The organism is Aureimonas endophytica (assembly GCF_014642635.1).
Classification (GTDB): Bacteria; Pseudomonadota; Alphaproteobacteria; order Rhizobiales; family Rhizobiaceae; genus Plantimonas; species Plantimonas endophytica.
Map to the genome: position 1 here is coordinate 530,681 of NZ_BMIQ01000003.1, position 22,425 is coordinate 553,105.

21 protein-coding genes are annotated in these 22,425 nt (G+C 67.6%); 16 read left to right on the forward strand and 5 right to left on the reverse strand.

Features of this window, described 5'->3' with window-relative positions; all coding sequences use genetic code 11:
- Window positions 1–82: 82 nt before the first annotated feature.
- The gene (locus tag IEY14_RS12600) at window positions 83–2,005 is read left to right on the forward strand and encodes a methyl-accepting chemotaxis protein (protein ID WP_188908913.1); all 1,923 of its coding nucleotides are present in this window, start codon (window positions 83–85) and stop codon (window positions 2,003–2,005) included.
- Between the two features lie 70 nt (window positions 2,006–2,075).
- On the opposite strand, the gene IEY14_RS12605 is transcribed toward IEY14_RS12600, so the two are convergent.
- Window positions 2,076–2,888 (reverse strand): beta-keto acid cleavage family enzyme, encoded by an 813-nt coding sequence (locus tag IEY14_RS12605; RefSeq protein ID WP_188908915.1) that lies wholly within the window; start codon window positions 2,886–2,888, stop codon window positions 2,076–2,078.
- 93 nt (window positions 2,889–2,981) lie between these two features.
- On the opposite strand from IEY14_RS12605, the gene IEY14_RS12610 reads away from it, so the two are divergent.
- The 7 genes from IEY14_RS12610 (at window position 2,982) to IEY14_RS12640 (ending at window position 9,569) form a co-directional block, all read left to right on the forward strand.
- Window positions 2,982–3,872, forward strand: a complete 891-nt coding sequence (locus tag IEY14_RS12610; protein ID WP_188908917.1) for a MurR/RpiR family transcriptional regulator — start codon at window positions 2,982–2,984, stop codon at window positions 3,870–3,872.
- Window positions 3,869–5,194, forward strand: a complete 1,326-nt coding sequence (locus tag IEY14_RS12615; protein WP_188908920.1) for an aspartate aminotransferase family protein — start codon at window positions 3,869–3,871, stop codon at window positions 5,192–5,194. Before IEY14_RS12610 ends, IEY14_RS12615 begins: the two co-directional genes overlap by 4 nt.
- A gap of 208 nt (window positions 5,195–5,402) precedes the next feature.
- On the forward strand, window positions 5,403–6,149 hold the full coding sequence (glnH, locus tag IEY14_RS12620) for a glutamine ABC transporter substrate-binding protein GlnH (RefSeq protein ID WP_188908922.1): 747 nt from the start codon (window positions 5,403–5,405) through the stop codon (window positions 6,147–6,149).
- A gap of 70 nt (window positions 6,150–6,219) precedes the next feature.
- A complete protein-coding gene (gene glnP, locus IEY14_RS12625) occupies window positions 6,220–6,876 on the forward strand; it encodes a glutamine ABC transporter permease GlnP (RefSeq protein ID WP_188908924.1) in 657 nt (218 codons plus the stop codon).
- Window positions 6,873–7,601: a glutamine ABC transporter ATP-binding protein GlnQ gene (gene glnQ / locus IEY14_RS12630; protein WP_188908926.1), complete on the forward strand. Its 729-nt coding sequence runs from the start codon at window positions 6,873–6,875 to the stop codon at window positions 7,599–7,601. Before glnP ends, glnQ begins: the two co-directional genes overlap by 4 nt.
- Complete coding sequence (locus IEY14_RS12635) at window positions 7,591–8,637, forward strand: C45 family autoproteolytic acyltransferase/hydrolase (protein WP_188908928.1); 1,047 nt, start codon at window positions 7,591–7,593, stop codon at window positions 8,635–8,637. The genes glnQ and IEY14_RS12635 overlap by 11 nt, the downstream gene beginning before the upstream one ends.
- Window positions 8,634–9,569 carry a MurR/RpiR family transcriptional regulator gene (locus tag IEY14_RS12640; RefSeq protein WP_188908930.1) on the forward strand — a complete coding sequence of 312 codons (936 nt, stop codon included), beginning with the start codon at window positions 8,634–8,636 and terminating at the stop codon, window positions 9,567–9,569. The genes IEY14_RS12635 and IEY14_RS12640 overlap by 4 nt, the downstream gene beginning before the upstream one ends.
- A gap of 223 nt (window positions 9,570–9,792) precedes the next feature.
- On the opposite strand, the gene IEY14_RS12645 is transcribed toward IEY14_RS12640, so the two are convergent.
- The 4 genes from IEY14_RS12645 to IEY14_RS12660 are packed head-to-tail and all read right to left on the reverse strand — an operon-like array spanning window position 9,793 to window position 14,262.
- On the reverse strand, window positions 9,793–10,704 hold the full coding sequence (locus tag IEY14_RS12645) for an amidohydrolase family protein (RefSeq protein ID WP_188908932.1): 912 nt from the start codon (window positions 10,702–10,704) through the stop codon (window positions 9,793–9,795).
- A complete protein-coding gene (locus IEY14_RS12650) occupies window positions 10,701–11,687 on the reverse strand; it encodes an ABC transporter permease (RefSeq protein ID WP_188908934.1) in 987 nt (328 codons plus the stop codon). Before IEY14_RS12650 ends, IEY14_RS12645 begins: the two co-directional genes overlap by 4 nt.
- Window positions 11,684–13,219, reverse strand: coding sequence for a sugar ABC transporter ATP-binding protein (locus IEY14_RS12655; RefSeq protein WP_188908936.1), 1,536 nt, complete (start codon window positions 13,217–13,219; stop codon window positions 11,684–11,686). The genes IEY14_RS12650 and IEY14_RS12655 overlap by 4 nt, the downstream gene beginning before the upstream one ends.
- Before the next feature lie 8 nt (window positions 13,220–13,227).
- Window positions 13,228–14,262: a sugar ABC transporter substrate-binding protein gene (locus IEY14_RS12660; RefSeq protein ID WP_188908938.1), complete on the reverse strand. Its 1,035-nt coding sequence runs from the start codon at window positions 14,260–14,262 to the stop codon at window positions 13,228–13,230.
- 276 nt (window positions 14,263–14,538) lie between these two features.
- Between IEY14_RS12660 and IEY14_RS12665 the strand changes: the two genes are divergently transcribed.
- From IEY14_RS12665 to IEY14_RS12700, 8 genes are all read left to right on the forward strand, one after another.
- A complete protein-coding gene (locus tag IEY14_RS12665; protein ID WP_188908940.1) occupies window positions 14,539–15,468 on the forward strand; it encodes a LysR substrate-binding domain-containing protein in 930 nt (309 codons plus the stop codon).
- A gap of 258 nt (window positions 15,469–15,726) precedes the next feature.
- Complete coding sequence (locus tag IEY14_RS12670; protein WP_188908942.1) at window positions 15,727–17,088, forward strand: NAD(P)H-dependent oxidoreductase; 1,362 nt, start codon at window positions 15,727–15,729, stop codon at window positions 17,086–17,088.
- A 31-nt stretch (window positions 17,089–17,119) separates the two neighbouring features.
- Window positions 17,120–17,440, forward strand: a complete 321-nt coding sequence (locus IEY14_RS12675; protein WP_188908944.1) for a putative quinol monooxygenase — start codon at window positions 17,120–17,122, stop codon at window positions 17,438–17,440.
- Window positions 17,433–18,431 carry an NAD(P)-dependent oxidoreductase gene (locus tag IEY14_RS12680; RefSeq protein ID WP_188908946.1) on the forward strand — a complete coding sequence of 333 codons (999 nt, stop codon included), beginning with the start codon at window positions 17,433–17,435 and terminating at the stop codon, window positions 18,429–18,431. The genes IEY14_RS12675 and IEY14_RS12680 overlap by 8 nt, the downstream gene beginning before the upstream one ends.
- Window positions 18,428–19,414 carry a sugar phosphate isomerase/epimerase family protein gene (locus IEY14_RS12685; RefSeq protein WP_188908948.1) on the forward strand — a complete coding sequence of 329 codons (987 nt, stop codon included), beginning with the start codon at window positions 18,428–18,430 and terminating at the stop codon, window positions 19,412–19,414. Before IEY14_RS12680 ends, IEY14_RS12685 begins: the two co-directional genes overlap by 4 nt.
- A 52-nt stretch (window positions 19,415–19,466) precedes the next feature.
- Window positions 19,467–20,345: a ribokinase gene (locus IEY14_RS12690; RefSeq protein WP_188908950.1), complete on the forward strand. Its 879-nt coding sequence runs from the start codon at window positions 19,467–19,469 to the stop codon at window positions 20,343–20,345.
- Window positions 20,346–20,725: 380 nt separating this feature from the next.
- A complete protein-coding gene (locus IEY14_RS12695; protein ID WP_188908952.1) occupies window positions 20,726–21,820 on the forward strand; it encodes a transporter substrate-binding protein in 1,095 nt (364 codons plus the stop codon).
- A complete protein-coding gene (locus IEY14_RS12700) occupies window positions 21,817–22,419 on the forward strand; it encodes an ANTAR domain-containing response regulator (protein WP_188908953.1) in 603 nt (200 codons plus the stop codon). The genes IEY14_RS12695 and IEY14_RS12700 overlap by 4 nt, the downstream gene beginning before the upstream one ends.
- Window positions 22,420–22,425 lie beyond the last annotated feature (6 nt).

Below are 22,425 nucleotides of genomic sequence, written 5' to 3' on the forward strand. Positions count from 1 at the left end.
GAAAAGCCGTTAACTCGCCGCAAAGTTTTCGGGCGCATTGTGAGCACTTGAACCGATCGTCTCGATACGGTGGGAGTCTCCGATGCTGAGCAATGTCAGGATTTCCACCAAGATCATCGCCATCGTCATCGGTGTAGGCTGTATAGGCTTGGCCCTGTCCGGTTTCGCTTCGTTGCAAATCTGGCGAACCAATGCGGAATACGCCTCGCTCGTCAACGATCGGGACACGGCGGTGGTGAAGCTCGTTCGAGCTGGCCGCAACATCAGCGAAATCGGCTATGCCAGCTATAAGGTGGTGGCCTATGACGGTGTGAGCGACGAGGCCCACGACGCGGTCGCGGCCCAGAAGAAGGCGATCGAGGCGACCGCTAAGATGCTGGCGGACGTCCAGGCCGCGTTTCCCGACGACAAGGCGGATATCGATGGACTGACCGCCGACTTCGGCCTCGTCGCCAGCCTCTCCGAGCAGGTCGTCACGGCCGGACTGCGCAACGACGATGCGACAGCCAAGCCCCTCCTCTCTCGGCTGGATCTGACGACGAAGCATTTCGCCGACGGCTATGCCGCGCTGCGCGATCGGCTCCTCGATGAAACGCGGACCGAAGCGACGTCGCTTTCGGCCGGTTCGGTCGCCACCATCGAGACCGTGCTCATCGGCACGATCGTCGGAATGATCGGCGGCATCGCCGTCGCCTCGTTCGTCTCATCGCGAGGCATCACCCGTCCCCTTCAGCTCCTGGCGCAGCGGATGAAGGAGCTTGCGGCCGGGCGGCTCGACGTGCCCGTCGAGGGCGCCGGGCGCGGCGACGAGGTCGGCGTGATGGCGAAGGCGGTCCAGGTGTTCAAGGACGCCGCCAACCAGAACAAGCGCCTCGAAGCCGAGGCCGTCGCGGCCGAGGCGGCGCAGACGGCCAGCCGCGAGCGGCAGGCCGCCATCGACAATGCCAAGGCCGAGGATCTGAAGCTCTTCGTCCATCTGGTGGAACAGGGCTTCGACAAGCTGTCGGCCGGCGACCTGACGGCGCGGATGACCGAGGTCGTGGCGCCGGAATTCGAGCCGATCCGGGCGAAGTTCAACGCCTCGGTGACGCAGCTGGAGGCGACCATCGGCTCCGTCGTCGGCGCGGTCGGCACGATGCGGGTCGGGCTGAATCAGATCACGGTGGCGGCGGGCGACCTGTCGCAGCGCACCGAGCAGCAGGCGGCGAGCCTGGAAGAGACGGTCGCGGCGCTCTCGGAAGTGATGCGCGGCGTCGACCAGACGGCGCAAGGCGCGGACGGCGCACGCGCGGCCGCGGTTCTCGCGCAGGGCGAGGCCGACAAGGGCGGCAGAATCGTCGCCGATGCGGTGGCGGCGATGGCCGAGATCGAGCATTCCTCGGCCGAGATCGGCAAGATCATCGGGGTCATCGACGAGATCGCCTTCCAGACCAACCTCCTCGCCCTGAACGCGGGCGTCGAGGCGGCCAGGGCCGGCGAGGCGGGACGCGGCTTCGCGGTCGTCGCGCAGGAAGTGCGCGGTCTGGCGCAGCGTTCGGCCGAGGCGGCGAAGGAGATCAAGGATCTCATTCACGTTTCCTCCGCCCAGGTCGAGCGCGGCGTCGATCTCGTGTCGGCGACCGGCCGCTCGCTGGAGCAGATCGTCGGCCAGGTCAGCGGCGTCGCGAACAGCATCACGGCGATGGCGCATGCGACCCGCGAGCAGGCGGTGAGCCTGAAGGAAGTGGCGACGGCGGCGGACCAGATGGATAAGGTCACCCAGCAGAACGCCGCGATGGTGGAGGAAACGACGGCGGCGGCGCAGTCGCTGTCGGCGGAAACGCAGGAGCTGGCACATCTGACGGAGCGCTTCCGCACGAAGGCCGGCGCACCGGCCGGAGCCGCGAACCGCCGTCCGTCCGCCGCCCCCGCCCCGTCGCGTCCCGTGGCGCAGCTGCGCACCACCGGCCATGGCGGCGCGGCGCCGAAGGCTGCGGCTGCCCAGGATCATTGGGAGGAGCTCTGAGAGGCGGCTTCCGTTCGGTGCCGAGGCGATCGCTCCGAACGCCGCCCGTCCCGATCTCAGGCAGACGTGATCAGCGCGATCTCGCGGCGAGCTCGACACCGAGCCCCCGGAGCGACGACGAGACGGTCGAGACCAGTTCCGCGTTGTCGGCGGCCATGCGGCCGTCGGGGAGCCAGAGATTGTTCTCGAACCCGACACGGACATGCCCGCCAAGAAGCGCCGCGGCCGTGACGCAGGCCGCTTCGTGGCGACCGAAGGCGCAGACGCTCCAATGTTCGAAGCGCGGCATCTCGGAGGCGAGGAATGGCAGGAGATCCGCCGGGGTCGAGGTCTGGTTCGCGCTGTAGCGCCCGAGAACGTAAAGGACGGAAAGGCGTTCGAACGGGATGAGGCCTCGACGTCGCATGTCCTGCAGACGCACCGCCTCGTCCGGAGCGTAGAGGATGATCTGCGGATCGACCCTTTCCCGCGCCGCCCAGGCCAGGAGATCGGCGAAAGCGCGTTCCTCGCTGGAGTCCGGCACGAGTTCGCGAAGGGCCAGCGACACCGCCTCCGGGCGGACGGCGCGCACCACATCCCTCTGCGCGGCGGGCGTGTAGAGGCCGAGCGCCTCGCTGGTGATCTGGATCGCCATGCGATCGCCGACCGCGCGACGGATCGCCGCGATGGCCGCGCGATAGGCGTCGGCGTCGAGAAGATGCGTGCCGTCCGGCTTGCGGACATGGACATGGATCATCCCCGCCCCCGCTTCCAGGCAGGTCGCCGCCGTGCGGGCGAGTTCGGCCGGCGTCAGGGGGATCGCGGGATGATCGGCCTTCGTGCGCCGACCGCCATTGGGGGCGACCGCGATGCTGACGGCATGGGGGAAGGGGTCGGCGCTCATCGGGTCGTCCCGGCTTAATGATCCAATTGCATCTATATTACATTTCTTGAAACGATCGTTGCAACAGCCTTCGCATCGACCTATGCTTTCCTCATGGAGCAGAGCCCCCTCACCGATCGCATTCTGAAAGGTTTCGAGGCGATGTCGTCGCAGCTTCAGGCGGCGGCGCGCCATGTGCTCGATCATCCGCGCGACGTCGCGCTCCTCTCCATGCGCGAGCAGGCGCGCCGTGCCGGTGTCCAGCCGGCGACGATGACGCGGCTCGCCAAGCATCTCGGCTTCGAGGGCTTCGAGGAGATCCGCGCCCTTCATGCCGATGTCCTGCGGGAGCGCGATCTCGGCTTTGCCGGCAAGGCCGGGGCGCAAGTCACCAGCCAGAAGCAGCATGGCGACAAGGCGCTGGCCGGCGAGATGCTGCGCTCCGCCGCCAGCCAGATCGAACGCCTCGGCCAGGATCGAACGCTCGAACGGATCGTCGCGGCGGCCGAGACTCTGGCCTCCGCCCGCCGCGTCTACAGCCTCGGCCTGCGCTCCAGCCATCCGGTGGCCTGGCACCTGCACTACGTCCTGACGCTGCTCGGCGAACGGTCGATCCTGCTCGACGGAATCGCCGGGACCGGAGCCGACGGGCTGGCGACGGCAACCGGTGAGGACGTGCTCTTCGTGGCCAGCGTGGCGCCCTATACGCGCCTCAGCGTCGAACTCGCCGAGCATGCCGCCGCGCTTGGATTGCGGGTCGTCGCCGTCACGGACAGCGCGGTCGCGCCGCTGGCGCAGATGGCGGCCCAGGCCGTCATCGTGCCGACCGACACCCCGTCCTTCTTCCACACCATGACGCCGGCCTTCCTCGTCGCCGAAATCCTCGCCACGCTGATCGCGGGAAAGGCCGAGGAGGGCGCCCTGGAGGCGCTGCGGCGCATGGACGGCCATCTCGCCGCCCTCGACACCCATCTCAAGCCTAGCCAGACCAGAAAACGGAAATGACCCATATCCTTCATCGCGCCGCCAATGCCGCCATGCCCGTCGCCGTCGGTGGGCGCGGCATCGAACTCTTCGACCGCGACGGCCGGAGCTATATCGATGCCTCGGGCGGCGCGGCGGTCTCCTGCCTCGGCCACGGCCACCCGGATGTCCTCGCCGCGCTGCACGCGCAGCTTGACCGGATGGCCTATGCCCATACCGGGTTCTTCACGACCGAGGTCGCCGAGCGCCTCGCCGACCGGCTGGTGGCGGACGCGCCTGCCGGGCTCGACCACGTCTATCTCGTCAGCGGCGGCTCCGAGGCGGTCGAAGCCGCGCTGAAGATGGCGCGACAATATTTCGTGGAGATCGGACAACCGCAGCGTCGGCACGTCATCGCTCGCCGGCAGAGCTATCACGGCAACACGCTGGGGGCGCTGGCGACAGGCGGCAACGAGTGGCGCCGGTCGCAGTTCAGACCGCTCCTGATCGAGACGCATCATATCGACGCCTGCTACGAGTATCGCCTCCGCGAGACGGGCGAGAGCGAGGCGGAGTATGCCGCGCGCGCCGCAGGCCAGCTCGAGGCGACGATTCTCGAACTCGGTCCCGATCGCGTCATCGCCTTCGTGGCGGAGACCGTGGTCGGGGCGACGGCGGGCGCGGTGCCGCCCGTCGGCGACTATTTCAAGCGCATCCGCGAGATCTGCGACCGCCATGGCGTGCTCCTGATCCTCGACGAGGTGATGTGCGGCATGGGCCGCACCGGCACGCTGCATGCTTGCGAGCAGGACGGCATCGCACCCGACCTGATGACGATCGCCAAGGGTCTCGGCGGCGGCTACCAGCCGGTCGGCGCGGTGCTGCTCTCGGGCCGCATCTTCGAGTCCTTCTCCAAGGGCTCCGGCTTCTTCCAGCATGGCCACACCTATATGGGCCATCCGATGGCCGCCGCCGCCGGCCTCGCGGTGCAGGAGGTCATTCGCCGCGACGGGCTTCTGGCCAATGTCGTCGCCATGGGCGAGCACCTGCGCGCCCGGCTGGAGCAGCGCTTCGGCAACCATCCGCATGTCGGCGACATTCGCGGACGCGGCCTGTTCCAGGGCGTCGAACTCGTGGCGGATCGCCTGACCAAGGCGTCCTTCGACCCGAAAAGCAGGCTGAACGCCGCGATCAAGCGCGAGGCGATGGCGCGTGGGCTGATGGTCTATCCGATGGGCGGCACGATCGACGGTGTCCGGGGCGACCATGTGCTACTTGCCCCGCCCTTCATCATCGAACGGCATCAGGTGGACGACGTGGTCGAGCGCTTGGGCGAGGCGATCGACGCGGCGCTCGCAGCCTGAGGCGCGGCATAGGGGTGCCAGGGGCCCGTCGTCCCTGTCCCTATCGCTGGGTAGGGACGAGCAGAGCCTAGATCGTCACCGCATTGCACAACAACTCACCAGCAAATGCGCAAATTTTCATGGCGACAACTTCGATATAGCATTCTAGATTTGCGCATAGTCGCCACCGACGGACGGGGCGCTGGCTCTTCCAACCAGGAGAACGATCATGCGCAGGTTTGGAATTCTCGCCTCGATGGCGCTCGCCGCAGCCCTTCTCGTCCAGGCTCCGGCCCGCGCCGAGGATCTGGTGGTGGCGACCGACACGGCCTTCGTGCCCTTCGAGTTCAAGCAGGGGGACACCTATGTCGGCTTCGACATCGACCTCTGGGACGCGGTGGCCAAGGACATCGGCGTCACCTATCGCCTCCAGCCGATGGACTTCAACGGCATCATCCCGGCGCTCCAGACCAGGCAGGTCGATGTCGGCCTTGCCGGCATCACCATCAAGGAAGAGCGCAAGAAGGCCGTCGACTTCTCGGACGGCTATTACGACAGCGGCTTCCTCCTGATGGTGCCCGAGGCCTCGACGATCAAGGGCGTCGGCGATCTCGCCGGCAAGACGGTCGCGATCAAGACCGGAACCTCGGCTGCCGACTACGCCAAGGAGCACTTCAAGGGCGCCGAGCTTCGCCAGTTCCCCAATGTCGACAACGCCTATCTCGAAGTCATGACGGGCAATGCCGACGCGGCGATGCACGACACGCCGAACGTCCTCTACTACATCAAGACCAACGGCCAGGGTAAGGTGAAGACCGTCGGCGAGCAGATGATGGCCCAGCAATACGGCATGGCCTTTCCGAAAGGGAGCGAGCTCGTCGCTAAGGTCAACGCCTCGCTCGCCAAGCTGAAGGCCGACGGCACCTACGACGCCATCTACGTGAAGTGGTTCGGCGCCAAGCCGCCCAAGAGCTGATCCCACCTTTCTTCGAGCCGCGCCGGCCCTCCACGCCCGGCGCGGCGTCTCCTGCAGGGAGCGGTTCTCCATGGAATTCGATTGGTCCGTGATCGGATCGGCGATGCCGGAACTTCTTCGCGGTGCCCGGCTCACCATCCTCATCGCGCTGGCGGGTCTCGCCGGCGGGCTTCTCATCGGCCTTCTCGCCGGACTCATGCGCGCCTATGGCAACGCGGTCCTCAACGCGATCGCCTTCGTCTATGTGGAGCTGATCCGCGGCACGCCCATCATCGTCCAAGTGATGTTCATCTACTTCGCGCTGCCCTTGCTGCTCGAAGTGCGGATCAACCCGCTGACCGCCGCCATCTCGGCGATCGTCATCAATGCGGGCGCCTATATCGCCGAGATCGTGCGGGGAGCCTTCCTGTCGGTCCACAAGGGCCTGCGCGAGGCGGGGCTGGCCCTGGGCCTGCCCTTCTGGAAGGTCCTCCTCTATGTTGTCGGCCCCCTCGCCTTCCGGCGCATGATCCCGGCGCTCGGCAACCAGTTCATCGTCAGCCTGAAGGACACCTCGCTGTTCATCGTCATCGGCGTCGGTGAACTCACCCGGCAGGGCCAGGAGATCATGGCGTCCAACTTCCGGGCGGTCGAGATCTGGACGGCGGTCGCGTTCCTCTACCTCGTCATGACCGGCGTCCTGACGATCGTTCTTCGCCTCACCGAGAAGAGGATGCGGATCCTGTGAGCATCGTCGAATTCCGCAGCGTCACCAAGCGCTTCGGCGCCACCACCATCCTCGACGAGGTCGACCTGTCGATCGGGAAGGGCGAGAAGGTCGTCCTCATCGGCCCCTCGGGCTCCGGCAAGTCCACTCTCCTGCGCTGCATCAACGCGCTGGAAGAGATCGATGGCGGCGACCTCGTGGTCGACGGCCATAGCGTCAAGGGCGGCTCCAAGACCGTGCGCCTGATCCGCCAGGAAGCGGGCATGGTGTTCCAGCAGTTCAACCTCTTCCCGCAGATGACGGCGCTTCAGAACGTCGCCTTCGGCGCCCGGCGCGTGCGCGGCACGCCCAGGCGCCAGGCCGAGGAGGAGGCCCGCGAACTTCTCGCCAAGGTCGGCCTCGCCGAACGGTCCGGCCACTATCCGGGCGAGCTCTCGGGCGGCCAGCAGCAGCGCGTGGCGATCGCCCGCGCGCTGGCCGTGCGCCCCAAGCTGATGCTCTTCGACGAGCCGACCTCGGCGCTCGACCCCGAGCTTCGCCACGAGGTCCTGCGCGTCATGCAGGCGCTCGCCGACGACGGCATGACCATGGTCGTCGTGACCCACGAGATGGCCTTCGCCCGCAAGGTCGGCACGCGCCTGATCTTCATGGAGGGCGGCAAGATCACGGTCGACGGTCCGCCCGTCGCCCTGCTCGACGCCCCCGAGAATCCCCGCCTGCGCGAGTTCCTCCAGCATGTCCATTGAGCCCCGGGATCGACTCCACCTGATCGAAGCGGCGGGCTCTCCGCGTGAGATCGGCCAGCAGCTCGGACGGTTCGGCGCCGGCGCCGTCCACGGCCATCTGATCGGCACGCGCGCCTGGGCGACGATCACGGCGCATGCGGCGGACGAGCGCCTCCGGGGCATGGCCGAGATCGTCCGCGTCCGCTTTCCGTCGATCCAGGCCGAACTCGAAGGTCTCGCCGAGGGGCTCGGCCTCCCCTTCGCGGAAGTCTTCGCCTGGAACTGCCGGGGCGATATCTCCGCCATGGCGCCGGACGGCTGCACCACGGTGCAGGTGCCGGGTCCGCGCATCACCATCGCCCATAACGAGGACGGCGACCCCGGCTTTCGCGGGGCCTGCGCTCTCCTGCGGACCCGTCCCGCCGAAGGCATCGGCTTCACCGCCTTCGTCTATCCCGGCTCCATTCCCGGCCACACCTTCGCGGCGACCGACGCCGGGCTGGTGCAGACGGTCAACAATATCCGCTCGCGGGCGCCGGGCGACGGCCTGCCGCGCATGGTCCTGACCCGCGCCGTCCTCGACTGCGCCAGCCTCGACGCGGCGGTTGCGCTGGTGCGGGACGCGCCCCGAGCCGGCGCCTTCCACCTGACGCTGGCGCAGGCGGGCGACCCGCGTCTCTTGGGCGTCGAGTTCACCGGCGCCCGCTGCTCGGTGACGCGGATCGAGGCGCCGGCGCTCCATGCCAACCATCTCGTCCATGCCGCCATGCGGGACGAACCGCAGATCGTGACGGACTCCTCCGGCTCGCGCCAGATTCGTGGCGACGAACTGGTGGCCGAGGGCATCGCTGCCCGCGATCCGCTCGCCACGCTCCGCGATACCGGCGGCGAGGGCTTGCCTATCCGCCGCGACGACCCGCATGATCCGGACGACGAGAACACGCTGGCGACCGCCCTCTTCACGATCGAGGACGGACGGCTCGACGGGTCGGTCCATGACGGATCGGGCGAGCTGGCGCGGTTCCACTGGCGAGGGTCCCGATCGGCGGCGGCATGAAGCATGAGGACGACGGCGGTGCGGCGATCTCCCCTGGAGAGCCGCCCCGCACCATCGAGGCGCTGCGCGCCTTGACGCTCGACATCGGACGCGACGGCGCCTCCGTATCGCTTGGGCTCAAGGCGCACGGCGTCCTCGCCAAGCTGGTCGACATGCCCGAGCAGGCCGCCGTGCGTTCGATCTCCGAACTCGGGCTCCTGCTCGGCGTCAACGCGTCGACCCTCACCCGCCTCGCCAAGCGCCTCGGCTTCGCCGGCTTTTCCGACTTCCAGAGCGTGTTCCGCGAGGCCATCGCCGACGACAAGCGCTACTTCTACAGCCGGCAGGTCGGCCGCCTCCTGAAAGCTGAGAAAGGCCCGGTCGCCGAGATCGAGCCCTTCGAGCGCCTCGCCGGCGAAACGGCGGCCAACGTCCAGAGCTTCCTCGCCCAGCTCGATCCCGCGACACTCGACGCGGCGGCCAAGCTGCTCGCCACGGCGCGCCGCGTGCGGTTCCATGGCATCCGGCAGTTCCACTCGCTCGCGAGCTTCCTCACCTATGGGCTCGGCATGCTGCGCGGCGACGTCGCGCTTCTCGACGCGCCGCGCCTCGGCGTCGCCGAGGCCCTGTCCCAGCTCGCCCCCGGAGATGTGGTGGTCGTCGCGAGCTGCGCCCCTTACACGCGCAGCGTGGCGAAGGTCTCCGAGATCGCCTCATCCTGCGGCCTCGAGGTGATCGCGATCACCGACACCCGGTCCTCGCCGCTGGCCGCGCCGGCGCGGCACGCCTTCTTCATTCCCCACGCCAGCAGTTTCTATTCCAACTCGATGGCGGCCTACGTCGTCTTCGCCGAAGGGCTCCTCAACCTCGTCGCTCGCGAACTGGGCGACGACGCGGCCACGGCATTGGCCGAGCGGGAGAGGCTCATCGCGGAGATGAACGTCGAGATGTAAATCTCGATATGCTGGCAACGATCCGTAAGGTTGATCAATGCCTCGTGGCACCTCGAGACAGGTTGTCGACCAGCGGCCGGAACCGGAAAGTCGAGGTGCTCGAAACCGTTGGATAAGGCCGCGAATGCGTGATGCGGGTCGACGGCGGGAACGATGCCCCGGCGTCACGGGTCCTGATGGCTTCAAGCGGCTGAGCGGCGCTCCCTCGCTTTCGAATCTCGCGTCAGATCCGATAAAACCGCTCCGCATTGCCGCGCAGCACGGCGATGCGTTCTTCGGTCGTCAGGTCGGCAACCGTTTCGCGGATCGCTGCGGCGATGCGAGCGGGCGGCGCGAACAGACTGTCCACCGGTAGGTTCGTGCCGACCATCGTGCGCTGCGCGCCGAAGCAGTCCAATGCATGGCGGAGCAGCGGTCCGAGATCGTCGATCGTCCAGGCAGGACGGCCGAGCCCGAAGCCGCTGAGCTTCACGCTCACGTTCGGCGCCTCGGCGAGACGCGCCAGCGCCGTGCGCCATCCGGCAAGACCTTCCGCGCCGCCATCGATCGGCATGCCGAAATGATCGAGCACGATGGCGGTGTCGGGAAAGGCGCGCGCCAAAGCCAGCGCCATGTCCATCTGCGGCCAGTATATCTGGAGATCGAAGCTGAGGCCGAGAGGCGCAAGCCGCGCGAAACCGGCTCGCCAGGCCGGGCTCGCCATCAGGTCGTAGCGGGGAGCGGAGCGCAGGCGCGGCTCCTCGTGCCAGTTCAGGATCTGGCGGATGCCGCGAACTCGCGGAAAGGCGGCGTGGGCTTCCAGAAGCTGTCCGACATCCGGAGCACCGAGATCGGCATAGGCGACGATGGCGTCCGGCAGCCCCTCGGTCTCGCCGAGATGCGAGAGCCAGCGCGTCTCGTCCAGCGGGTCCGCCGGATTGCGTCCGTTCTGGACATGCACAGCCTTGATGACGCGAAGTCCTTCGATGTCGCGCCGATAGTCGGCGGGTAGATAGCTCCGCCGGATCGGCGAAAGATCGCCTTCCAGCGGCTCCGGCCGGTCCGGATCGAGCCAGGGATAGGCCGCTTCGAGATCCTGGAAATGCTGGTGGGCATCGACGATGCTCCAGTCATCGATGAGGGTCTCAGCGCTCATCCCCGCTTGCGCGTCCACTGGTCGGCGAGAACGGCGAGGATCACGACGAGACCCGAGGCGACATATTGCCAGAAGGACGGCACGTTCATCAGCGTCAGCCCGTTCTGCAGGCCGCCGAGCGTCAGGGCGCCGACGAGCGAGCCCAGCGGATTGCCGACGCCGCCGAAGAGGCTCGCCCCGCCGATCACCGCCGAGCCGATGGCCTGGAGCTCGAAGCCGCTGCCGCCGATCGGCTCGGCCGCGCCGATGCGGGCGATGAGGATGAAGCCGGCAATGCTGGAGAGCAGGCTGGAGAGGGTGTAGACCGTGATCTTCACCCGCTCGATCCGCACGCCCGAAAGGCGCGCCGCTTCCTCGTTGCCGCCGATGGCGACGATCTGCTCGCCGAGCGCGGTGAAGCGCACGAGAAGAAAGGCCAGGATCGCGACGACGATCGCCAGGATCACCGGTGTCGGCACATCGAGAATGCGGCCGGCGAAGATTGCGCGGAATTCCTTGGGCAAGCCGTAGATCGGCTGGCCATCGACATAGATCAGCGCCGCGCCGCGATAGATCGAGAGCGTGCCGAGCGTCACGATGAAATCGGGAAGCTTGAGCTTGGCGATGAGCAGACCGTTCAGGAAGCCGCAGACGAGGCCGACCCCGAGACCGGCGGCGATGCCGATAACGGCACCATGCGACAGCATATCCGCCGCCACCATCGAGGACAGGCCGACCACCGAGCCGACCGACAGATCGATGCCGCGCGTCATGATGACGAGCGTCATGCCGACCGCGATCACCGCGTTGATCGAGGATTGCAGCATGATGTCGACGAGGTTCGACACCTGATAGAAGGTCGAGTTGAGGACTGAAAAGACGAGAAAGAGCGCGATGCAGCCGATAGCGACGCTCGCCTTGCGCAGCGACTCGCCCTGCCAGGCCGAGGACTTTTCGGGCCGAGCGGCGTTCGGGCGCGGAGTGACAGTGGTGGCGTCGGTCAAGCTTCGATCCTCCCTGCGGCGAGCGACATCAGCCGTTCCTCCGTGAGACTTTGGTCATTGTCGCGGATGCCGACGAGGCGCCCGCCCTGGACGACGGCGATGCGATGGCAGATCGAGAGGAGTTCGGGCAGTTCCGAGGAAACGACGACCAACGCTGCCCCCTCCCCCGCCAGGCGCCGCATCAGGGCATAGATCTCGGCCTTGGCGCCGACATCGATGCCGCGCGTCGGCTCGTCGAACAGGAACACCTTCGCACCGGTCGCCAGCCAGCGGGCGATGACGACTTTCTGCTGGTTGCCGCCGGAAAGGTTGCGCATCGCCGCGCCGATCGCGGCGGGACGGATATGCATGTCCTCGACATAGGAGCGGATCGCCGCCCGGCGCTCTCCCAACCGGATGACGCCCTTCGGCGCGTGGCGCAGGTGGTTGCCGAGGCCGAAATTGCGCTCGACATCCATCATCGGCACGATCGCCTGGCCGCGCCGGTCCTCCGGAATGAGCGCGATGCCGGCCGCCATGGCCTCGCGCGGGTCCTTCGGACGAAGGCTCGCGCTTCCGACATGCACCGCGCCGTCGATCGCCGGGTCGAGCCCGAATACGGCGCGCAGGATGGCGGAGCGGCCGGAGCCGACGAGGCCGGACAGGCCGACGATCTCGCCGGCGCCCACCGTCATGTCGATGTCCTTCACGCGCGCCGTCGACAGCTTTTCGAGGCGCAGCAGTGGCGGCGCCATGACGGGCTCGGGCTTCGCCGAGCCGAACTCGCGCGACAGTTCCCGGCCGGCGATCAGCTCGTTGAGGCCGGATTCCGTGTAATCGCCGATCGGCCCGCTCGCGACCACGGACCCGTCGCGAAGCACGGTGACGCGGTCGGAGATTTCGCGGATCTCGTTCATCCGATGCGAGATATAGACGATCGCCTTACCGTCGGCCTTGAGGCGCCGGATGACGGCGAAGAGGTTTTCCTGCTCCACCGGCGTCAGGCTGGACGTCGGCTCGTCGAAGGCGATGATGCGCCCGCCCCGCGCCAGGGTCCGGCTGATCTCGACGAGCTGGCGGTCGGCCATGCCAAGCGCTGCGACCGGCATATCGGTATTGAGATGGGGCGCGAGATCGTCCAGGATCTTCCGTGCCTCGCGGCGGAAGGCGCCGCGCGGCACGAGCTTCAGGCCACGGGTGCGTCCGAGGAAGATGTTCTGCGCGACGTCGAGCTGGGGAACGAGGCTCAGTTCCTGGCTGACGAGACCGATGCCCATGGCGAGCGCGGCGCGCGGCGAGTCGATCCGGACCGGGCCGATGAAGTCGAGGACGGTCCGCCCCTCGTCCGGCTGCACGATGCCGAACATGACCTTCATGAGGGTGGACTTGCCCGCGCCGTTCTCGCCGAGCAGCGCATGGACCTCGCCGCCCCGGATCGCCAGATCGACACCCTTGAGGGCGCGCACGCCCGCGAAACTCTTGACGATGCCGGACAGGAAGAGGGCTGGAGGACGAGCCGTGTCGTCCTCCTCCGCAAGCGTTTGGCGGGTCATGGCCGGCGTCACTGCACCTTCGGATCCGGGAAGTCCTTGACGTTCGCCTTGGTGATGGTGGCCTGCGGCGACACGATCCAGGCAGGGATGGCCTGGCAGCCGAGGAGGCGCAACGCCATCTGGACGCCGAGTTCGCCTTCCTCGAAGGGGAACTCCGCGACGGTGGCGCGCATCTGGCCATCGGCGACCGAGCGCTTGGCCTCGCGGATGCCGTCCGTGCCGACGACCGCGACCTTGTCCGTGCCGCCGGCATTGTTCACCGCCTCGACCACGCCGAGCGCCATGCCGTCATTGTTGGCGTAGACGCCGACGAGGTCCGGCATCTGGCGCAGGATGTTGGCGGTCGCATTCAGTGCGGTCAGCCGGTCCCAATTGCCCGGCTGGCTGGCGACGAGCTGGAGGTTCGAATACTTCGCCAGTTCCTCCTTGAAGCCCTTGATGCGCAGGCGCGCATTCGGCGAGCCGGCCGCGCCCTCGATCTGGGCGACCTTGCCGCCGTTCGGATAGGTCTCGTGGAAGAAGCTCGCCGCCTTGCCGCCGATCGCCACCTGATCGGTGCCGACATAGGTGCTGGCGCCTTCGGTGCGCGCGTCGTCGATGATGATCGTCGGGATATTGGCCTCGCGCGCCGCGTCGACCACCGGCACGAGGTTGGAGTCGGACTGGGGCGACAGCAGGAGCGCGTCCGGCTTCTGCGACAGGACGGTCTGGGCGAGGTTGAGCTGCTCGATCATCGAGGACTCGTCCTTGGCCGCCTGGACGTCGACCTTGATCTTGTGCTTGGCCGCCTCGGCCTTCACGCCGGCCGCGACGTCCTGCCAGAACTCATTGATCAGCGTCTTCGTCACATAGGCGAAGCGCAGTTCCTTCTTGGGCGCCGGCACCGCGCCGAACTCCTTTTCGACGGCGGTGGACTCGATGCTCTTGCTCTTGGCCTCAGGATAGGCCGAGCAGCTTTCAGCGCCTTGCGCTGCGGAGACCCCCACCGCCGCCAAGGCAAGCGTCGTCGAAGCAACGAGAACGTTGCGAAACCGAATGGTCATGTCTTCCTCCCTGACGGCGCGGACCTCCATCCGTCGCCTGGCATTTTTATCTCGCGCGAGCGTCGATACGCCGCCGATCCTCTTGGGATTCGAAGCGTTCGATCCCGCCTCCTCGCGGGCTCCGCGCTTCGGCCGCGCAGTGCGATCCTTCGCTGCGACGAGATTAGAGCCGGCGATCTGTTAGATGCAATTTAGAAGCTTTGCATGACACGTTAGTTTCTCTAAAACTTAGCCGTACCGGACCGTAGTCGCCGGAGAGGGGAAACGCGATACGCGATGCAGCTACCCGTGCGCGCCATTTTCGTCTTCCACGCCGCCGCGCGGGCCGGCAGCATCTCGCGCGCCGCCGAGGAACTGGGCGTCACCCCTTCCGCCGTCAGTCAGCAAATCCATGCCCTGGAAATCCAGCTCGGTCTGTCGCTCATGCACAAGAGCGGGCGCCGCGTCGTGCTGACAGAGGCGGGCGAGCGTTATTTCTCTTCCATCGGCGACGAGATCGGCCGCATCGCGGAAGCGACGGCGGCGATCCGGGGCTACCGCTCCGTCACGGCGCTGACGGTGCGCGCGACGCCGACCGTCTCCAACAAGTGGTTGCTGCCGCGTCTTTCGTCCTTTCTCGACGCCCATCCCGATATCGAGGTCCGCCTCGACGGCACCAACGAGCCGACCGACTTCAATCGCGAACTGGTCGATATCGAAATTCGGCACGGCGACGGTCGCTGGCCCGGTCTTTTCGTCGAGGGGATGGGCGAGGAGAGCTTCGTGCCGGCTTGCTCGCCGAAGCTCGCCGCGCCGGGTAGCCTTGCCCCGGAAGACCTGCCGGACTTCCGTCTGATCCATTCGGTGAAATCGCAGGCGCAGTGGAGCCGCTGGTTCGCTCTCGCGGGCCTGCGGCCCGAGACGCGCTGGCGCCGCGTCCTCTTCGACCGCAGCCACATGGCGATCGACGCAGCCTCGGACGGCATGGGCATTGCCCTGGAAAGCACGATGATGATGGAGCGGGAATTTGCCGCCGGGCGCCTCATCTGCCCTGTGGCAGTGCCGCCGAAGCTCTGCATCGTCACGCAATGGATCGTCTGTCCGCGCGATCATCTTCGCCACAAGAAGGTCCTGACCTTCTTGGACTGGCTGCGCGAGGAGCGGGCGGCGCGGCGCGACCTGCGGCAGGCGCCGGACGAGGTGGCGGGCGCCGAACCTGTTAGCTGACCTAAACGGTCGGCGCGCATTCCTAAATTGCTCTGGCCTGTCGCGGCGATATAGCCTTTCGACCATACCGGCCCCTTGAGCCGGCGCGAAAGACCGGCGGCAGGCCGGCTTCGAGGAAACGTCGGGCAGACACTCGCTTCGCCGTCTTCGACGCGCCGGCCGTCGGCTGGCGCCGCATTCTTGCGGCGTTCCGAGCTTCAACCGCCGACCGGCGCCGCCCTTCGCGTGACGCCAGCCGCCCGATCCACCGAGGATGCCATGAACCTTCATTCCCTTCTCGCCGCGCGCGCTGCCGCCGGCCGTCCGGTGCGTGTCGGACTGATCGGCGCCGGCAAGTTCGGCTCGATGGTCCTCTCCCAGGCGCAGCGCATCGCCGGCTATCACATGGTCGCCGTCGCCGATCTCAATCTCGGCAAGGCGAGAGCCTCGCTGGAGCGTGTCGGCTGGCCGGCGGAACGATATGGCGCGAAAAGCGCCGGTGAGGCGATCCGCGAGGGCACGACATTCGTCACCGACGACGTCGCCGCGATGCTCGCCTGCGAGGAGATCGAATGCGTCATCGAGGCGACCGGCCATCCGATCGCCGGCACGCGCCATGCGCTCGCCGCCATCGAGGCCGGCAAGCATGTCGTGATGGTCAATGTCGAGGCGGACGTGATGGTCGGGCCGATCCTTGCCGAGAAGGCCCGGGCGAAGGGCCTCGTCTATTCCATGGCCTACGGCGACCAGCCAGCACTGATCTGCGAGCTGGTCGACTGGGCGCGTGCCTCCGGCTTCGAGGTGACGGCCGCCGGCAAAGGCATGAACTTCGAGCCGCGCTACCGCTATTCGACGCCCGACACGGTCTGGGGCTTTTTCGGCTGGACCGAGGAAGAGGTCGCCAAGGGCGACTTCAATCCCAAGATGTACAACTCCTTCACCGACGGCACCAAGGCCGCCATCGAAATGGCGGCGGTGGCCAACGGCGCCGGCCTCGACTGCCCGGAAGACGGCCTCGCCTTCCCGCCGGCCGGCCTGCATGACCTTGCGAAGGTCTTCCGCCCCGCTGTGGACGGCGGCCGCATGGCGCGCTCCGGCCTCGTCGATATCGCCGCCAGCCAGGAGCCGGACGGGCGCGAGGTGTTGAACAACATCCGCTACGGTGTCTTCGTCACCTTCAAGGCGCACAACGAATATACCCGGGCCTGCTTCAAGCAATACGGCCTCCTCACCGATCCGTCCGGCTGGTACGGCTCGATGTGGCGCCCCTTCCACATCATCGGCCTGGAGACCTCGATCAGCGTGCTTTCGGCCGTTTTGCGCGGCGAGGCGACAGGCTCTTCGAAGGAATTCCGGGGCGACGCGGTGGCGACCGCCAAGAAGGACATGCAGCCAGGCGAGTTCCTCGACGGCGAAGGCGGCTATGCGACCTGGGCCAATGCCATTCCGGCCGCGCGCAGCCTCGCGCTCGGCGCGCTGCCTATGGGCCTGGCCCATAATGTCCGCTTGAAGCGCGCCATCCGCAAGGACCAGATCGTGACCTATGCCGATGTCGATCTTGTCGACGATCTCGACGTCGCCGCCGTGCGCCGCGAGATGGAGGACCGGTTCCGCCCCGTCACGGCCGTGGCGGCCGAATGACCGGCGGCGACGGGAGGCGTGAGGGTCAGCGATGAGCGCGGAACCGAGCCGAGTCTTTGTCGTGATCGCCGAGTTTCAGGTGAAGCCGGACTCGATGCCGGCCTTCCTGGAAGCGGCAGCTGATGACGCACGTCATTCCCTGGCGGACGAGCCCGGATGTCGGCAGTTCGATGTGGTGGAGATCGCGGGAGGCGACGGCGCCGTCGTCTTCTACGAGGTCTATGACGACCGCGCCGCCTTCGATCGTCATCTGACGACGCCGCATCTGAAGCGCTTCCAGGCGGCCTTTCCCGCCCTTATCGTCGAGGAGCGCCCGGTGCGCTTCGCCGAGCGATACCATCCCCATGGCTGACGCCCCGGCGCTCCGCATCGGCTTCATCGGCACCGGCATCATGGGCGGACCGATGGCGCGCCGTCTCGCCGAGGCGGGCTTCGCAGTCGCCGCCTGGAACCGCAGTCTCGCCAAGACAGCGGCCCTCAGACCCTTCGGCGTCGTGCCGGCCACTTCTCCGCGCGAGGCCGCCGGGAACGCCGACGTCCTCCTCTGCATGCTGAGTTCCGGTCCCGTCTGCGACGAGGTGATCTTCGGCAAGAGCGGTGCGGCCGAAGCGCTGCGGCCCGGCGCGACCGTCCTCGTGATGAGTTCGATCGCGCCGAAAGAAGCGCGGGAGCAGGCGATGAAGGCGGCGGCGCTGGGGCTCGGCTATGTCGATGCTCCGGTGTCCGGCGGCGAGAAGGGTGCGAAGGGCGGCACGCTCGCCATCATGGCGGGAGGGTCGGCGGAGGCGGTGGAGCGGCTCGGCCCCGTCTTCGCCCCGCTCGGCCACGCGACCCATGTGGGCCCTGCAGGTTCCGGCTCGCTCGCCAAGCTGTGCAACCAGCTCATCGTCGCGACGACGATCGGCGCGGTATCGGAAGCGCTGCTCCTTGCCGAACAGGGCGGCGCCGACCCCGCCCGCGTGCGCGAGGCGCTCCTCGGCGGCTTCGCCGATTCCACGATCCTGCGCCAGCACGGCCTGCGCATGGTGACGGGCGACTTCGCGCCCGGCGGCCCGGCGAAGTATCAGATCAAGGATACGGGCGCCGCTCTCGACGCCGCGGCGAGCCTTGGGCTCGACCTGCCGCTGGCCGCCACCGTCGATCGCCTCTTCCGCTCGCTGGTCGAGCATGGCGGCGCCGATCTCGACCACAGCGCCCTGATCCTCGAACTGAAACGCGCCAACGGCTTGGCGGGAGAGAGAAATGGCTTCTCCGCCGGCAGCCCGGCCGTCAGCGGCGATTCCGGCGGGTTTCCGGTGGCCGATCCGGCAAATACCAGGATGGCAGCGGAGCCTTCACCTTGACCCTCACCCGCTTCGCCACCCGCCTCAACTCCTTCGCCTCCGCGCCGCACCTCTTCTGGCCGGGCATCTCCGGCAAGCCGACCTTCATGCAAATGGCCGAGCGCGCCGCCACTGCGAAGGGTCTGACCGATGTCGATCTGAACTATCCGGATCACGTGACCGACGCCCCGGCGACGGTTGGCCGGCGCATCCACGACCTCGGCCTTTCGGTCAACGGCCTGGCCATGCGCTACTACACCAATCCGGCCTTCAAGCTTGGCGCCTTCACGAATCCGGATGAGGCCGTGAGGCGCGAGGCGATAGACATGACGAAGCGCGGCATCGACGCCACGCGGGCCATGGGCGCCGACCTGATGACGCTCTGGCTCGGGCAGGACGGCTTCGACTACAATTTCCAACTCGACTATGCCGAGGCCTGGGATCTCGAGATCGACGGCATACGCGAGGTGGCCGAGCATGATCCGGCCTGCCGGATCTCGATCGAGTACAAGCCGGACGAGCCCCGCGCTCATGCTCTCTTGCGCGATTGCGCGACGACGCTTCTGGCGATCGAGGACGTCGGTGCGCCGAACCTCGGCGTGACCCTCGACTTCGCGCATGCGCTCTATGCCGGCGAGCAGCCGGCCTATGCCGCGCACCTCATCCATCGCCGCTCGAAGCTCCTCGGCGTCCATCTCAACGACGGCTACGCCAAGCGCGATGATGGGCTGATGGTCGGCTCGGTACATCTGCGCTCGACGCTGGAACTGCTGCGCCAGATCCGCCGCGACGGATACGAGGGCGCCCTCTACTTCGACACCTTTCCCGACGCCTCGGGCCTCGACCCGGTCGCCGAGTGCGAGACCAATATCGAGACCGTGCAGCGGCTTCTCGCCGTCGCCGACCGGCTCGACGCCGACAACCGCCTGGGCGAAGCGCAAAGACGCCAGGACGGCGTCGCCAGCCAGAGCATCGTCAATGCCGCGATGATCGCGGCGGCCTGACTCCAACCTCGTGGCCACCGGACAGACTGCCGAAGCCGAGGGAGATGTTTCGATGCATAGGCCCGAGAAGCCAGTCGTCGTCGTCGTCGGCAGCCTTCACTACGACGTCATGATCGACGCACCACACCGTCCGCATAAGGGCGAGACCGTGACCGGTTACGCTTGGTCCCCGAAGTTCGGGGGCAAGGGCGGCAACCAAGCCGTCAGCGCCGCCAGGTCGGGTACGGAAGTGCGCATGGTCGGGGCCGTGGGGGACGACGAATTCGGCCGTTTCCTTCTCGCGGCGCTCGAAGCCTCTAGCGTGGATGGGACGCGGATCATGCGCATGGCCGGCATGGGCTCGGGCATGAGTGTCGCGATCACCGATACCGACGGCGATTACGGCGCGGTGATCGTGTCCGGTGCCAATCTTCACGTCGATACGGTCCCGCTTGCCGAACCCAGTCTTTGGCATCACGCGAAGGCGTTGATCCTCCAGAACGAAATTCCGGACGCCGTCAATCTTGCCGCCGCCAGGGCGGCGAAGGCGGCCGGCGTTTTCGTATGCCTCAACGCCGCGCCTTTCCGGCCGCTGCCGGACGAACTCGCGACTTTGGTCGATATCCTCGTCGTCAACGCTTTCGAAGCGGAGGCGCTTGGCGGCTTGCCAGTGACCGATCTCCCTTCGGCGGCGGAGAGCGCCCGTGCGCTCGCCATACGCTTCTCCTGTGTCGTCGTGACGGCCGGCGGCGAGGGCGTCGCCGCCGCGGAGTGTGCGAACGATGCGCGCATCGCCCTTCCTGCCCGTCCAGTCGAAATCGTCAGCACACATGGCGCCGGCGACAGCTTCGTCGGCGCGCTGGTCGCTGCGCTGGTCTCGGGATCGAGCTTCGCCGAAAGCCTCGCCGAAGCGAACGAGATCGCCGCGCGGCATGTTTCGGGTCTGAGGTGACGTCGGGTTCCATCGCCAGCAACCGCATCGGCGGCACTCGGCGTTCACGCGCCCCGTTCCTGGGCCCCCCAAGTCTCGCTGCCGCTGGTCGAAGCCGGACGGGTCACTACCGGTCAGGCCTTCTCGCAACGGGCCGCAGATCATTGCCTCCGCCCATAGGTCCAGGCGAACCACCGCGACCAGACCGACGAAGACACTGATTGCCTAATCCATAGGCAGGATTACGAAGTCGTCAGCACGCTTGACAGGACGAAAATCCTGCCGCAAGCTGCCTCCAGATACCGGCCCCGTCCGCCGGATGGCAATCGAGCCCCGTCGACCCCCGCATGCATCACGTTGCGCGGGTCACGGGGCTTTTCGTTTTTGGGACTGCCCGCCGCGTGAAGCGACAGATCGAACTCGGCATCCTCTATTCGCGCTCCGGCAGCTACGAGCTGCTCGGCCAGGCCTGCCGCGCCGGCGCGTTGCAGGCGATGGCGGCGGTGAATGCCGATCCGCGCCGCTCCCTCGCCTTCCGGCCGATCGAGCGCGATCCGGAAGGGCGGATCGACGCCTATGCGCCGCTCTGCGCCGAGATCCTGACCGGGACCGGCGCCCGTCACCTTATCGGCTGCATCACCTCCTGGAGCCGCAAGGAGGTGATCCCCGTCCTCGAGAAACATGGCGGCCTGCTCTGGTATGCCGCCCCCTACGAGGGCTTCGAGGCGAGCGACCATGTCGTCTACATGAACGCATCGCCCAACCAGCATCTCGTGCCGCTCGTCGCCCATGTGGCGGCGCGCTACGGCCGGAACGCCTTCCTGCTCGGCTCCAACTACATCTGGGGCTGGGAAATGAATCGCATCGCCCGCGATCTCGTCGCCGATGCCGGGGGCGAGGTGAAGGGCGAGCGCTATCTGCCGCTCGGCGACACCGATGTCGCCCGGCTCATCGAGGAGATCCGCGCCACCCTGCCGGATTTCGTGCTGAACAATCTGATCGGCCCCTCCTCCTACGCCTTCTTCGCGGCCTATGCGGCGCTGGGGCGGGAGGACGCGCGCTTTCGCGCCGAACGCCGGCCGATCGTCTCCTGCAACCTCACGGAACAGGAACTGCCCTCCATCGCGCCCCATGGCGAGGGGCACCTGTCCTGCCTGCCCTTCATCCATAGGGGTGGTCCCGGTCCGCGCTCCAGCTTCGAGGCGGCTGCCCATGCGGCGGTGATCGCGCTCGCCGACACGATCGAGGCCATCGGCACGGACGACCCGGACGCGGTGCGCCACGCGGTCGCGAACCGCGCGATCGACACCGCGCTCGGGCCCATCCGCATCGATCCGCGCACCCAGCATGCGAGCCTGCCGGTGAGGATCGGCCGCATCGCCGGCCAGGGCTTCGAGATCGTCGAGGCGTCGCCCGGCCTCGTCGCGCCGGACCCCTATCTGTCCCGCTACGATCCCGCCGCCAGCTTCCGGCCGGCGCTGAGGCTGGTGCGATGAGCCGGCGCGCGCGCATTCCCGCGCTCGGCGGGGCGAAGGCGGTGATCCTGCATCGCCCGCATGCCGGCATCGAGGCCTTGGCGCGCCAGCTCGCGGCGATCGGCCTCGACACGTCCGAGGCCTGGCCCGAACTGCCGCCCGGCGCGATCGGCGCCGATTTCCTGTTCTTCGACGTCGATCTCGGCTTCGACGAGCAGTTCCCCTGGCCGGCGGGTGAGGCGCCGATGCCGCTCGTGGCGCTGATCGGCTCGGAAGCGCCGGGCCGCATCGAATGGGCGCTCGCCCAGAAGGCGGATGCGCAGATCGTCAAGCCGGTCGGCAATGCCGGCGTCTATAGCGCCCTCGTCATCGCCCGCCGCGCCTTCGACGAGCGGCGGCGGCTCGCCGCCGAGATCGCCGATCTGCGGGCGCGCGTCGCCGAGCGCCAGACGATCGTCAAGGCGGTCGTCGCCCTCGCCGCCGCGACGCGGGACGAGGACCAGGCCTATGCGCAGCTCCGGGCGCTGGCGATGAGCTGGCGCGTCACGATGGAAGAGGCGGCGCGCCGCGTCCTCGATCTGAAGAGCATGGATTCCAAGCACAAGGAGGCCTCCGCTTGAGCGTCC